Annotated in this window: 13 protein-coding genes; 8 read left to right on the top strand and 5 right to left on the bottom strand. The window is 61.8% G+C overall.

Going from position 1 to position 12,501, the window contains the following annotated elements; all coding sequences use genetic code 11:
• The first annotated feature begins 93 nt into the window (after positions 1-93).
• Positions 94-1,182 (top strand): AI-2E family transporter, encoded by a 1,089-nt coding sequence (locus QCE79_RS01335; protein WP_244826933.1) that lies wholly within the window; start codon positions 94-96, stop codon positions 1,180-1,182.
• A gap of 72 nt (positions 1,183-1,254) precedes the next feature.
• On the opposite strand, the gene purU is transcribed toward QCE79_RS01335, so the two are convergent.
• The 5 genes from purU to QCE79_RS01310 all read right to left on the bottom strand — a co-directional run bounded on the left by purU (position 1,255) and on the right by QCE79_RS01310 (position 6,452).
• Complete coding sequence (gene purU / locus QCE79_RS01330; protein ID WP_250491744.1) at positions 1,255-2,124, bottom strand: formyltetrahydrofolate deformylase; 870 nt, start codon at positions 2,122-2,124, stop codon at positions 1,255-1,257.
• Between the two features lie 24 nt (positions 2,125-2,148).
• Positions 2,149-2,994: an NUDIX hydrolase family protein gene (locus QCE79_RS01325; protein ID WP_250462876.1), complete on the bottom strand. Its 846-nt coding sequence runs from the start codon at positions 2,992-2,994 to the stop codon at positions 2,149-2,151.
• Between the two features lie 223 nt (positions 2,995-3,217).
• Positions 3,218-3,832 (bottom strand): LysE family translocator, encoded by a 615-nt coding sequence (locus QCE79_RS01320; protein ID WP_309841275.1) that lies wholly within the window; start codon positions 3,830-3,832, stop codon positions 3,218-3,220.
• Between the two features lies 1 nt (position 3,833).
• The gene (locus tag QCE79_RS01315) at positions 3,834-4,400 is read right to left on the bottom strand and encodes an adenine phosphoribosyltransferase (protein ID WP_244826929.1); all 567 of its coding nucleotides are present in this window, start codon (positions 4,398-4,400) and stop codon (positions 3,834-3,836) included.
• Between the two features lie 57 nt (positions 4,401-4,457).
• Positions 4,458-6,452: a monovalent cation:proton antiporter family protein gene (locus QCE79_RS01310; protein WP_250462867.1), complete on the bottom strand. Its 1,995-nt coding sequence runs from the start codon at positions 6,450-6,452 to the stop codon at positions 4,458-4,460.
• Between the two features lie 161 nt (positions 6,453-6,613).
• On the opposite strand from QCE79_RS01310, the gene kdsD reads away from it, so the two are divergent.
• From kdsD to hpf, 7 genes are all read left to right on the top strand, one after another.
• Positions 6,614-7,597 carry an arabinose 5-phosphate isomerase KdsD gene (gene kdsD, locus QCE79_RS01305; RefSeq protein ID WP_244826927.1) on the top strand — a complete coding sequence of 328 codons (984 nt, stop codon included), beginning with the start codon at positions 6,614-6,616 and terminating at the stop codon, positions 7,595-7,597.
• Positions 7,597-8,163 (top strand): HAD family hydrolase, encoded by a 567-nt coding sequence (locus QCE79_RS01300; RefSeq protein ID WP_309841271.1) that lies wholly within the window; start codon positions 7,597-7,599, stop codon positions 8,161-8,163. The genes kdsD and QCE79_RS01300 overlap by 1 nt, the downstream gene beginning before the upstream one ends.
• Positions 8,164-8,167: 4 nt before the next feature.
• Entirely contained in the window at positions 8,168-8,770 is a 603-nt protein-coding gene (gene lptC, locus QCE79_RS01295; RefSeq protein WP_244826925.1) for an LPS export ABC transporter periplasmic protein LptC, read from the top strand.
• A 40-nt stretch (positions 8,771-8,810) separates the two neighbouring features.
• Positions 8,811-9,512, top strand: a complete 702-nt coding sequence (gene lptA / locus QCE79_RS01290) for a lipopolysaccharide transport periplasmic protein LptA (protein ID WP_309841269.1) — start codon at positions 8,811-8,813, stop codon at positions 9,510-9,512.
• An 11-nt stretch (positions 9,513-9,523) separates the two neighbouring features.
• The gene (gene lptB, locus QCE79_RS01285; RefSeq protein WP_309841267.1) at positions 9,524-10,291 is read left to right on the top strand and encodes an LPS export ABC transporter ATP-binding protein; all 768 of its coding nucleotides are present in this window, start codon (positions 9,524-9,526) and stop codon (positions 10,289-10,291) included.
• A 149-nt stretch (positions 10,292-10,440) separates the two neighbouring features.
• Positions 10,441-11,958, top strand: a complete 1,518-nt coding sequence (locus QCE79_RS01280) for an RNA polymerase factor sigma-54 (protein ID WP_244826922.1) — start codon at positions 10,441-10,443, stop codon at positions 11,956-11,958.
• Positions 11,959-12,137: 179 nt separating this feature from the next.
• A complete protein-coding gene (gene hpf, locus QCE79_RS01275; RefSeq protein WP_244826921.1) occupies positions 12,138-12,497 on the top strand; it encodes a ribosome hibernation-promoting factor, HPF/YfiA family in 360 nt (119 codons plus the stop codon).
• Positions 12,498-12,501: the final 4 nt, after the last annotated feature.

Raw genomic sequence — 12,501 nt, 5'->3', positions numbered from 1 at the left:
GCGCGTCACTTGCGCCGCGCGCCATAGCCGTTCGAAATGCGCCGCGATACGCGGCACGAATAACCGTCGCACGCAGGGAAAAGGAACGCAGTCATGGCGAAGCGCAACGAAGCGGCCAACGAGGAGCGACGCATACGGGATCTTCCCGCGCGCCCCGTCAGGCTGACGAGCGACATGAGCATGCCGAAGTTGTCCGCCGTGGAGATCGGCAGCTATCTGGCGGCGTTCGCGGGTATGTACCTGGTTTTGCAGCTCAAGTTGTTGGGCGGACTGCTCGCCGGCATGCTGGTGTTCCAACTGGTTCACATGATCGCGCCCGTGATCGAGCGGCACGTCATGAGCCGCGGCGCGCGGCTGGTGTCCGTCGTCATCATCTCCACGATCATCATCGGCGGGCTCACGTTCGCGACGATAGCCATCATCGAGCACTTCCAGCAAGACGTGCCGAGTCTGCAAAAATTGCTGGATCAGTTGATGAGCATCACGTCGCACGCAAGGCTGCGCGTGCCGGATTGGATCGCCAATTACCTCCCGGTCGATGCCGATCAGATGAAAGACCGCGCCGCCGACCTCATGCACAAGCACGCCGAGCAATTGCAGCAAGGCGGCAAGGAAATGGCGCGCGGCTTCGGGCATATTCTGATCGGCATGATCATTGGCGCGATCATCGCGGTCGGAGCGCCGAAGCAGGCGCATCGGTTGCCGTTATCCACCGCGCTCGTCACGCGCGTGTCGCGCTTCTCGGATGCCTTCCGCCGCATCGTCTTCGCGCAGATCAAGATTTCGGCGATCAACGCGGTTTTCACCGCGCTGTATTTGCTGGTCGCGTTGCCGCTCTTTCACGAGCGTTTGCCGCTGTCGAAGACGCTCGTGCTGATCACGTTCATCGTCGGTCTGCTGCCGGTAATCGGCAATCTCATTTCCAACACCATCATTGTCGGGATTTCATTGTCGGTTTCGTTCGGCACGGCGGTGGCGTCGCTCGGCTTTCTCATCGTCATTCACAAGCTCGAGTATTTCCTGAACGCGCGCATCATCGGCGGGCAGATCGAGGCGCGCGCGTGGGAACTGCTGCTCGCCATGCTCGCGATGGAAGCCGCGTTCGGTCTTCCGGGCGTAATCGCCGCGCCGATTTTCTACGCGTATATCAAGCGCGAACTGATTTATTTGCGGCTCGTCTGAAGCGTGCATCGACATAAAAAAACCCCGCTGAATCTTTGAATTCAGCGGGGTTTCTCGTTTTGACGGCGATGCTTACCGGAACACCACCGTCTTGCTCCCATTCAGCACGACGCGATGCTCCACATGCCACTTCACCGCGCGCGCGAGCGTCACGCATTCGACATCGCGGCCAATGGCGGTCAGTTGATCCGGCGTCATGTTGTGATCGACGCGCTCTACTTCCTGCTCGATGATCGGCCCTTCGTCGAGGTCGGACGTCACGTAATGGGCGGTCGCGCCGATCAGCTTCACGCCGCGATCGAACGCCTGATAGTACGGCTTCGCGCCCTTGAAGCTCGGCAGGAACGAGTGATGAATGTTGATCGCGCGGCCCGCGAGCTTGTCACACATTTCGGTGGAGAGAATCTGCATGTAGCGCGCGAGCACGACGAGGTCGGTATCGTTCTGGTCGATGATCTCCATCACGCGCGCTTCCTGCGCGGCCTTCGCCTGCGGCGTGCCGTTGAGAAGCGGCAGATGATGGAACGGAATGTCGTAGCTCGCGGCGAGCTGATAAAAATCCTTGTGATTCGACACGATAGCCGCGATGTCGATCTGCAACTGGCCCGTGCGATACCGGAACAGCAGATCGTTCAGACAGTGGCCGATCTTCGACACCATGATGACCACGCGCGGCTTCACCGATGCATCGTGCAACTCCCAGCGCATGCCGAACGTTTCGGCCAGTTCGCCGAACGACGTGCGCAGCGCATCGAGGCCGGGATCGCCGCCGACTTCCTGAAAATGCACGCGCATGAAGAACTCGCCGGTGTGGCTGTCGCCGAACTGCGCCGAGTCCAGAATGTTCGCGCCGAGATTGAACAGAAACCCGGAAACGGCATGCACGATTCCCGGACGGTCCGGGCACGACAACTTCAGGATGAAACTATGTTCGGTCGACATGACCCGGTTACTCCTTAATCATTGTTAGAGCGATGGCGGCGTGTAGAGCGCGGCGATGCCTTCGCACGCTTCCTCGTCGATCCAGCGGTGGCGCAGCAGGCAATCGAGGGTGGCGAGCGTCGCATCGACGGTGAATTCGCCTTCCTCTATCCAGCGCGCGACATCCTCGATGCGCGCCAGGCGATGTTCGCCGACTTCGCCGTCCTGATTTTGCGGCGTGAAGTCGTCCGGAAGCTCGATGTCGTAGACGAAAAGCTGCTCGGCCTGCGTGCCTTCGGGAATCATCTGCAGCACGTGGAGCGTGCCGCCGGGCGTGGCCGTCGACGCGAGTTCGGCCGGCATGCCCGCTTCTTCCCAGCATTCCTTCACGAGCGTCGGCTCGATATCCATACCCCAGCCGATGCCGCCCGCGACCACGTTGTCGAGCCTGCCGGGATCGACGGACTTGGTATCGCTGCGGCGCGCGATCCACAACCGCGGCGCGCCATCGCGATATTTTACGATGCCGTTCAGATGCACCGCATAAGTCATCGTGCCGAAGAAGCGCGAGGCCGCGCGTTCGATGAACGCGAGCGGCGCTGCTTGGAAGTCGTTGCGAATCGCGTAGGTTTCGTTGCGCCAGCCGGGAATCTTGCCCTGCTGAGCGAGCGTGTCGATGACATCGTGAAGCGCGGCCGTGCGCGCATCGACGTCGTTCAGCGATGGATGCAGCCGCACCGCGGTTGCATCGACTACGAAGATGTTCGGCCAGCGCGTGAGCGATGCGACATCGAAAGCGCGGATCCAGCCGACGCGCTCCTCGCCGATCAGAAAAGGCACATGCAGGGTGGCGTCGAAATGGCGGGCAGCGGCGATCGAAGGCAGGGACATGAAGGCTCCGGCAGGCTCGGCGGCCCGTGAAAGGCCGAAAATTGTAGCGCGGCCAATTGAATCGAAGGCTGGGCTTTCGCGCTCGCGGCTTGAGCGTTGGTGAGCGTTGGTGAGCGCTCGTGAGCGTTCGGTGAGCGTTGGTGAGCGCTCGTGAGCGTTCGGTGAGCGCTGGTGAGCGCTGGTGAGTGTTCGTGGCGTTCGTGAGCGTTCGAAAGCGCCCGCCTCAATCTTTCAACGCGACGCGAATCCCGAGCGCGATGAACGTCACGCCAGCCAGACGATCCAGCCACAAGCCCACGCGCGGACGGCGCTTGAGCCACGAACCGATCATGCCCGCGCCGATGCCGAAGAGCGAGAACACCACGACCGTTTGCAGCATGAACGCGCCGCCAAGTTCGAACATCTGCAGCATCACGCTTTGCGCGCCGTGCGGATCGACGAATTGCGGCAGAAACACGATAAAGAACAGCGTGACTTTCGGATTGAGCATGTTGCCGATCACGCTCTGCCGGAACACGGTCGAAAGCGGTTGGCTCGCGCGTTCATGCGCGGTCGCGATGCCACGGCTGCGCAAAGCCTTGATGCCGATCCACACGAGATAAGCCGCGCCCGCGAGCTTCACGGCCTCGAACGCCATCGGCGAAGAGCGCAAGAGCGCCGCAATGCCGAGCGCCGCGAGCGTCGTGTGAAAGATCACGCCGCACGCAAAGCCGAGCGCCGCCACGATGCCCGCAAGCCGTCCTTGCGAGATGCCGCGCGCAAGCACTTGCAGATTGTCCGGCCCCGGCGCGACGGTAATCGCCACCGATGCGGCAAGAAAGAGGAGGAAATTCGGCATCTCAATGCCCCGCGAATTCACAAACGGTGTAAAGCGGCACGCCGCTTTCACGCAGCAGTTTCGAGCCGCCCAGATCCGGCAAGTCGATGATTGCCGCCGCTTCCACCACTTCCGCACCGAGCCGGTCCAGCAGAATCTTGCCTGCCATCATGGTGCCGCCGGTCGCGACCAGATCGTCGACGAGCACGATGCGATCGCCCGGTTTGCACGCGTCTTCGTGAATCTCGACGGTCGCGCTGCCATATTCGAGCTCGTAGGACTGTGAGAGCGTCTTGTACGGGAGCTTGCCTTTCTTGCGGATCGGCACGAAACCAAGGCTCAATTCGTACGCGAGAATCGGCCCGATGATGAAACCGCGCGCATCGAGACCGGCGATCGAATCGAGTTTTGCATCGATATAACGCTGCACGAACAGGTCGATCAACGTGCGCAGCGCGCGCCGGTCCTGCAAGACGGGCGTGATGTCGCGAAACTGCACGCCGGCCTGCGGCCAGTTTTCGACGGTGCGCACGCGCTCCTTGATGAAACGCGCGGCGTCCGGCGTGACGTTCGTAGGGGTAAAGGACATGACTTCTCCAAGTCCGCGCTGTGAGGCCGCGCCCGCCTTGACGATGAAGAGAAAAAGTTACGCTGCCCGGCGGTTGCGCGAAAGCCGCTCTTCGGCTTGCGCGAGCCCTTCGGGCATGCCGCGCAAGACGACGATGTCGTTCGCGCGCAGCTTGGTGTCGGGGGCAGGTTCGACGCCCCGGATGCCGTGGCGCCGGATCGCGGTGACCTCGACACCGTTGCCGACGAGCCCCAGATCGTCGAGCGAATGCCCGACCGCGTCCGATTTCTCGTCGATCGGTACGGATTGTAGCCGTACCTGCTCGTGGCCATCGTCGTCGTCATCGTCATCGGCGCCGTGGAAGTAGCCGCGCAGCATGCTGTAGCGCGCGTCGCGCATTTCCTCGACGCGCCGCACGACGCGGCGCATCGGCACGCCCATCAGCACGAGCGTGTGCGACGCCAGCATCAGGCTGCCTTCGACGATCTCCGGAATCACTTCCGTCGCGCCCGCTGCGGTGAGCTTTTCGAGATCGGCGTCATCGACGGTACGCACGATCACCGGCAAGGTGGGCGCGAGTTCGTGGATGTTGTGGAGCACGCGCATCGCGGATGGCGTATTCGCGTAAGTGATCGCGACCGTCGCCGCGCGATGCAGACCCGCCGCGAGCAGCGATTCGCGGCGCCCGGCATCGCCGAACACGACCGATTCGCCGGCCGCCGCCGCTGCCGCCACGCGATCCGGGTCGAGGTCGAGCGCCACGTAGGAAATGCCTTCCTGCTCCAGCATGCGCGCGAGATTCTGCCCGGCGCGGCCGTATCCGCAAATGATCACGTGACCGCTTTGCTTGAGACTTTGCGTCGCGATCTTCGTCATTTGCAGCGATTGCAGCATCCATTCCGTCGACGACAGCCGCAGCACGATCCGGTCGGCGTTCTGGATGATGAACGGCGCGGCGAGCATGGACAGCAGCATCGCGGAAAGAATGGCCTGCAGGATGGTCGGATCGACGAGATGCGAATCCAGAATCAGATTCAGCAGCACGAAGCCGAATTCGCCCGCCTGCGCGAGCCCAAGACCCGTGCGCATGGCGACGCCCGGCGTCGCGCCGAACAGACGCGAGAGCCCGGTGATCATCACGGCCTTGAGCAGAATCGGCAGGATCAGAAAGCCGAGCACGAGAAACGGATGCTCCCAGATCACGCGCGGGTTCAAGAGCATGCCGGTCGTCACGAAGAAAAGCCCGAGCAGCACGTCGCGAAAGGGCTTGATGTCCTCTTCCACCTGATGCCGGTAAGGTGTCTCGGCGATCAACATGCCCGCGATGAACGCGCCGAGCGCAAGCGACAGCCCAAACTTGTCGGTGATGAACGCGGCGCCGAGCGTCACCAGCAACAGGTTCAGCATAAAGAGCTCTTGCGAGCGCCGGCGCGCGACCAGATCGAACCAGCGCGTCATGAACTTCTGGCCGATGAACAGCAGCACCGTCAACGCGACCACGATCTTGATCGCCGCGATGCCGAGCCACATCGCGAGTTGCGACGAATTGCCGTTGCCGAACGCCGCGATGATGATGAGCAGCGGCACCACCGCCAGATCCTGGAACAGCAGCACGCCGAAGATGTTGCGACCGTGCTCCGATTCGAGTTCGAGCCGTTCCGCGAGCAGCTTGCTGACGATCGCGGTCGAGGACATCGACAACGCGCCGCCGAGCGCGAAGCTCGCCTGCCAGGACATCGGAATCCAAAAGTTGGCGATCCACCCGAACAGCAGCGCAAGCACGATGGTCGCCCCGACCTGGCTCGCGCCGAGTCCGAACACGATGCGCCGCATCGAGCGCAGCTTCGACAGCGAGAATTCGAGTCCGATGGAAAACATCAGGAACACCACGCCGAATTCGGCGAGATGCTGGGCGCGGTCGCTATCCGGCGCGATGCCGGCCGCATGCGGACCCACGATGATGCCGACGGTCAGATAACCGAGCATCGGCGGCAAATTGAAAAAGCGAAATACGACGACGCCTGCCACTGAGCAGAGCAGCAACAACAGCGTCATTTCGAGCGGAGAAATCATCCGTCCAGCGTCCTCGTTCGTCGGCATTCCGGCACGCGCGAAGGCCGCGCGACGGTGTCGTGGAAAGGCCCCTGACGCCGGGGCCTGCGGGGGCGGATAGGCGGCGGCGCGTCACGCCCTTGAGCGGCGCGGCGAAGAAACGCCTTTGCTATACTCCGCGCATGATAGCGAAAATCAATGGCGACCGGGCACTGGGACTCGCTCGCGACGTGATCCAGATCGAAGCCGACGCCGTTCGCGGGCTTTCAGAACTTCTCGACGAAAACTTCACGAACGCAGTCGAAACGCTGCTTGCCTGCCGCGGGCGCGTGGTCGTGTCCGGCATCGGCAAGTCGGGACACGTGGCGCGCAAGTTCGCCGCCACGCTCGCAAGCACGGGCACGCCGGCGTTCTTCGTGCATCCGGCTGAGGCGAGCCATGGCGACCTGGGCATGGTCACGGCCGACGACATCTTCATCGCGTTGTCCAACTCGGGCGAAACCGAGGAACTCGTCGCTATTTTGCCGCTCATCAAGCGTCTTGGCGCAAAACTCATCGCCATTACGGGACGGCCCGAATCCAGCCTCGCGCAACTTGCGGACATGCATCTGAACGTGCGCGTCGAAAAGGAAGCGTGTCCCATGAATCTCGCGCCCACGGCCAGCACCACGGCCGCGCTTGCCATGGGCGATGCCCTCGCCGTCGCCGTGCTCGATGCGCGCGGCTTCGGTCCCGAGGATTTCGCGCGTTCGCATCCGGGCGGCGCGCTCGGCCGGCGCCTCCTGACTTATGTGCGCGACGTAATGCGCGTGGGCGACGAAGTGCCGGTCGTCTCGCTCGACGCCACGGTATCGGACGCGCTCTTTCAGATCACAGCCAAGCGCATGGGCATGACGGCGGTCATCAACGGCGATCGTCACGTGGAAGGCATCTTCACGGACGGCGACCTGCGTCGCATCCTGCAGCGCGACGGCGATTTCCGCGCGCTGAAACTCGCCGATGTCATGACGCGTAATCCGCGCACGATCGGTCCCGACCATCTTGCCGTCGAAGCCGTGGAACTGATGGAGCGCTTTCGTATCAATCAGATGCTGGTCGTGGACGCCGACGCGACACTGATCGGCGCGCTGAACATGCACGACCTCTTTTCCAAGAAGGTGATCTGATGGCGCAAACGCCTTCTTCCGCCGCTTCTGACGCATCCGCCGCGTCCGCTATCGAACGCGCGAGCCGCGTGAAGCTCATGATTTTCGATGTCGACGGTGTCTTCACCGACGGCAGCCTCTTCTTCACCGCCGAAGGCGACGCGATGAAATCGTTCAACTCGCTCGACGGCCACGGCGTGAAGATGCTTCAGTCGGTCAGCGTGCAGACGGCGATCATCACGGGCCGCAAGTCGGGCATCGTCGCGGCGCGCGCGAAGGAACTGGGCGTCACGCATCTTTATCAGGGCGTAGCGGACAAGACCGTTGCCCTCGCCGAGTTGCTCGCCGCGACCAAAATAGCCGCCGACGAATCCGGCTACATGGGCGACGACTGGCCCGACCTCGCCGTGATGCGCCGCTGCGGTTTCGCGGCCGCGCCGGCGAACGCGCATCCGGAAGTGATCCAACGCGTGCATTTCGTGGCCGAAGCGCGTGGCGGTCAAGGCGCGGTGCGCGAAGTCTGCGACGTCATCTTGCGCGCGCAGAACCGCTACGACGCGCTGCTCGCCGCGGCGCTCGGAGAATAAGCCAATGCCTCGTCCCGGCCGTTTCTCCTCCTTACTGCCGCTCGTCGCCATGGCGGCGCTCGCGGGCATCACCTATTGGCTTCTGCAGAGCACGCTGCCGTCCGGTGCGCCCGCGCCCGAGCAGCCAAAGCGTCATACCGCCGATTACTTCGCCGAGAATTTTTCCGTCTCCGAACTCGATACCTCGGGCACGACGCAGTATCGCCTCACGGCCAAGTCCATGGTGCATTACGAAGACGACGAAAACAGCGACCTGACGCTGCCCGCCATGCGCATGTTCCAGCCGCAAAAGCCCACCGTCACGGCGACGGCGCAGCGCGGCACGGTGAACGGCGACGTGTCCATCGTCGATCTCTACGACAACGCCCGCATCCTGCGCGCAGCCGGTTTCGGCGATCCGCAGATGCAGGCGGATTCGCAGCATTTTCGCGTGCTGGTCAACGACGATGTCATCGAGACGGAAAAACCGGTTAGACTTCAGCGCGGCCCGTCCGTGATGACGGCCAACGGCATGAACTACAACAACGTGACCCGGGAAATGAAGCTCTTTGGTAACGTGCGCGGCGCGATAGCCGCGTCGGACATCAATGGCGGCTCGTCAAAGTAACCTAGTTATCCCGGCAAATCCTTCCGAATTTTGTGACTGCATGAACCAAAGCTTCCCTCGTCCCGATGGCGGCCACACGCGCGCAATGTTCGCGCGCCGCACCGCGCACGCCGTGCGGGCCGGGCTCGCGGCCGCCCTGGTCTCGCTGACTTCGCTCACCGCGATGCTGGCGCTGCCAACTCCGGCGCACGCCGAAAAGGCCGACCGCGACAAGCCGCTCAACATCGAAGCGGACAACATGTCCTACGACGACCTGAACCAGAAGAACGTGTTCACCGGTCACGTCGTTGCGACCAAAGGCACGATCGTCATCAAGGCGGATCGCGTCGATGTCACGCAAGATCCACAGGGCTATCAGTACGCGACCGGCACCTCGACCGGCAACAATCTCTCGTACTTCCGTCAAAAGCGCGATGGCCTCGACGAGTACATCGACGGCAACGCGGTTCGTATCGACTACGACGGCAAGAACGACTTCACCAAACTCACGACGCGCGCCACCGTGCGCCGCCTGCAAGGCCTGACCAAGGTGCAGGACGAAGTGCACGGCAGCGTCATCACCTACGACGGTCAGAAAGACTTCTACACGGCAACCGCTGGCAAGGACGTGGCCTCACCAGGCAATCCGACCGGCCGCGTGCGCGCCATGCTCGCGCCGCGCAGCGGCAACGCGGCGTCGCTGGATGGCCCGCCCGCCACGCTTGCACCGTCGAACACTCTAAAGGGAACGCCGCAGCAGTGAACTCGCCAGCCATGCCCCACCGTAAGCCGGAAGGCCAGTCGAGCTCGCTGGTCGTGCGCAATCTGAAGAAGCGTTACGGCTCGCGCACCGTGGTGAAAGACGTGTCGCTCGATGTGAAGAGCGGCGAAGTCGTCGGTCTGCTCGGGCCGAACGGCGCAGGCAAGACTACGTCGTTTTATATGATCGTCGGCCTCGTGCCGCTCGACGCGGGCGAAATCGTGCTCGACGATACCTCGATCAGCCTTCTGCCCATTCACCAGCGCGCGCATCTCGGTTTGTCGTATCTTCCGCAGGAAGCCTCGGTGTTTCGCAAGCTCACCGTCGAGCAGAACATTCGTGCGGTGCTCGAACTGCAGACGGACGAAACGGGCAAACGCCTGTTCAAAGACGCCATTACACAGCGCGCCGAAGCCCTGCTCGATGAACTGCAGATTGCGCATCTGCGTGAGAATCCGGCATTGTCGCTGTCGGGCGGCGAGCGCCGGCGCGTTGAAATTGCGCGCGCGCTTGCAACTAACCCGAGCTTCATCCTGCTCGACGAGCCGTTCGCGGGCGTCGATCCTATCGCGGTGCTGGAAATCCAGAAGATCGTGAAGTTTCTGAAGCAGCGCAACATCGGCGTGCTGATCACGGACCACAACGTGCGCGAGACGCTCGGCATTTGCGACCACGCGTACATCATCAGCGATGGCAGCGTGCTGGCAGCGGGTGCGCCGAGCGAGATCATCGAGAATGAAAACGTGCGGCGCGTTTATCTGGGTGAGCATTTCCGCATGTAACGCGTAGGACGAAAGGCGCGTGTACCGCGCCGCATCAAGTCGCAAGTGCAATTTTTACGTGCCGCCCACCGAGGCGGCACACGCTTTTTTGGATTCGCCGCGAGGTTTCGCGCGCGTGGCAAACTCTCTACAATGAATAAAAATTTGCCATGAAAGCCAGCCTCCAACTCCGACTATCGCAGCATCTTGCGCTGACCCCACAACTGCAGCAGTCCATCCGGCTGCTGCAGTTGTCGACGCTCGAATTGCAGCAGGAAGTGGCGATGGCCATCGCGCAAAATCCGCTGCTCGAGAACGAGGACGACTGGATTGCAAGCCCGCTGCGCGTCGCGGCAGACGGCTCGCTGATCTCGTCTCCCGCTTCGAACAATTCGGCGCCCGAACCCATGATGAGCAACGGCTCGTCATCGAGCACATCGAGTTCCGATCGCTCGGAGAATGGCGAGCCGCAAGGTGTCGACGAATACAACGGCATGGGCTCCGACAACGGCGCGGATTCGAGTTCGTGGAACCTCGAAGACTATGGCCGTTCGAATAACGCCTCCGACGACGACGATCTCCCGCCGCTGCAAATCCACGAATCGACCACGACGCTGCGTGACCATCTGACCGCGCAGTTGCGCATGACGTCGGCGAACCAGCGCGATCGCGCGCTGATTACGTTCCTAATCGAGTCATTGGACGAAGACGGTTATCTCACGGCCACGCTCGAAGAAGTCCAGGCCGATCTGCCCGACGAACTTGAAGTCGATGTCGATGAACTTAGCGCGGCACTCGCCTTGCTGCAGAGTTTCGATCCGCCCGGTGTGGGCGGCCGCTCGGCATCCGAGTGTTTGAAGCTGCAATTGCTGCGACTGGATGGTTCGCCCACGCGCACGCTTGCGCTGGACATCGTCAACAATCATCTGGAATTGCTTGCCGCGCGAGATTTCACGCGTCTGCGCAAGCATCTGAAGGCGAGCGACGATTCGCTGCGGGACGCGCATTTGCTAATCAAGTCATTGGAGCCGTTTCCAGGAGCTGCATATGGCAAGAGCGAAGCCGATTACGTCGTACCGGACATTCTCGTGCGCAAGATGTCTGGCGGGTGGACCGCTGAGTTGAATCCGGAGATTGTGCCGAAGCTGCGTATCAACCACTTGTACGCGAACATTTTGCGTAACAACCGTGGTGATCCGGGCAGCGGTTCGTTGCGGCAACAACTTCAGGAAGCGCGCTGGCTCATCAAGAATATTCAGCAGAGATTCGAGACGATTCTTCGCGTCGCGCAGGCCATTGTCGAGCGTCAGAAGAACTTCTTCGCTCATGGCGAAATCGCCATGCGGCCCTTGGTTTTGAGGGAAATAGCTGATACGCTGGGTTTACACGAGTCGACGGTTTCACGCGTGACGACCGGAAAGTACATGCTCACCCCATTCGGGACGCTTGAATTTAAGTACTTCTTCGGATCGCATGTTTCGACTGACACTGGAGGCGCGGCATCGTCCACGGCGATCCGGGCCCTCATCAAGCAACTGATAGGAGCGGAAGACCCTAAAACTCCTCTTTCAGACAGCCGCATCGCCGAACTGCTGGCGGAACAAGGCTTCGTGGTTGCGCGGCGCACTGTCGCCAAGTATCGCGAGGCACTGAGAATTCCCGCAGTGAATCTGCGCAAGTCTCTTTAACCCGTCTCTATAGTCTGTCGCATGTCGCGACGGACGTTTACCGGCCGCAGCGCAAATGCGCGGACGAGCCGGCCGGTGCGCCCTTCCTCACGCGCTCGTAGCTCATGCGCTCTGGAGCCGCATCGCCGACCGGTATCGGACGAGCCTTGGCCTGGCGGCCATCAGCTTGGAGAGCAACTATGAACTTGAAGATCAGTGGACACCACCTCGAATTGACGCCTGCGTTGCGCGAGTACGTGATCACGAAACTGGACAGGGTGCTGCGTCACTTCGATCAAGTGATCGACGGCAGCGTTGTCCTCTCGGTCGACAATCATAGGGAAAAGGACAAGCGGCAAAAGTGTGAAATCAACTTGCACGTGAAGGGCAAGGACATTTTCATAGAGAGTTGTGACGTTGATATGTACGCGGCCATCGATCTGATGGTGGACAAGCTGGATCGTCAAGTCATCAAGCATAAGGACAAGATCCAGGGCCACGCTCACGAGGCCATCAAGTACCGCGCCGAAGCGCAAGAACTGGAAGCGCCGTCGCCCTGAATGC

It is taken from the genome of Caballeronia sp. LZ003 (genome assembly GCF_031451465.1).
Classification (GTDB): Bacteria; Pseudomonadota; Gammaproteobacteria; order Burkholderiales; family Burkholderiaceae; genus Caballeronia.
Note: the sequence above shows the minus strand (reverse complement) of the source record. Positions and strands in the feature narration are given on the sequence as shown.

Coding starts and splice junctions, on each gene's coding strand:
- QCE79_RS01325 (WP_250462876.1), bottom strand. CDS start 2,994: ATGTCCCTGCCTTCGATCGCCGCTGCCCGCCATTTCGACGCCACCCTG.
- purU (WP_250491744.1), bottom strand. CDS start 2,124: ATGTCGACCGAACATAGTTTCATCCTGAAGTTGTCGTGCCCGGACCGT.
- lptB (WP_309841267.1), top strand. CDS start 9,524: ATGCCCCACCGTAAGCCGGAAGGCCAGTCGAGCTCGCTGGTCGTGCGC.
- QCE79_RS01280 (WP_244826922.1), top strand. CDS start 10,441: ATGAAAGCCAGCCTCCAACTCCGACTATCGCAGCATCTTGCGCTGACC.
- QCE79_RS01315 (WP_244826929.1), bottom strand. CDS start 4,400: ATGTCCTTTACCCCTACGAACGTCACGCCGGACGCCGCGCGTTTCATC.
- QCE79_RS01300 (WP_309841271.1), top strand. CDS start 7,597: ATGGCGCAAACGCCTTCTTCCGCCGCTTCTGACGCATCCGCCGCGTCC.
- QCE79_RS01310 (WP_250462867.1), bottom strand. CDS start 6,452: ATGATTTCTCCGCTCGAAATGACGCTGTTGTTGCTGCTCTGCTCAGTG.
- lptA (WP_309841269.1), top strand. CDS start 8,811: ATGAACCAAAGCTTCCCTCGTCCCGATGGCGGCCACACGCGCGCAATG.
- QCE79_RS01335 (WP_244826933.1), top strand. CDS start 94: ATGGCGAAGCGCAACGAAGCGGCCAACGAGGAGCGACGCATACGGGAT.
- hpf (WP_244826921.1), top strand. CDS start 12,138: ATGAACTTGAAGATCAGTGGACACCACCTCGAATTGACGCCTGCGTTG.
- kdsD (WP_244826927.1), top strand. CDS start 6,614: ATGATAGCGAAAATCAATGGCGACCGGGCACTGGGACTCGCTCGCGAC.
- QCE79_RS01320 (WP_309841275.1), bottom strand. CDS start 3,832: ATGCCGAATTTCCTCCTCTTTCTTGCCGCATCGGTGGCGATTACCGTC.
- lptC (WP_244826925.1), top strand. CDS start 8,168: ATGCCTCGTCCCGGCCGTTTCTCCTCCTTACTGCCGCTCGTCGCCATG.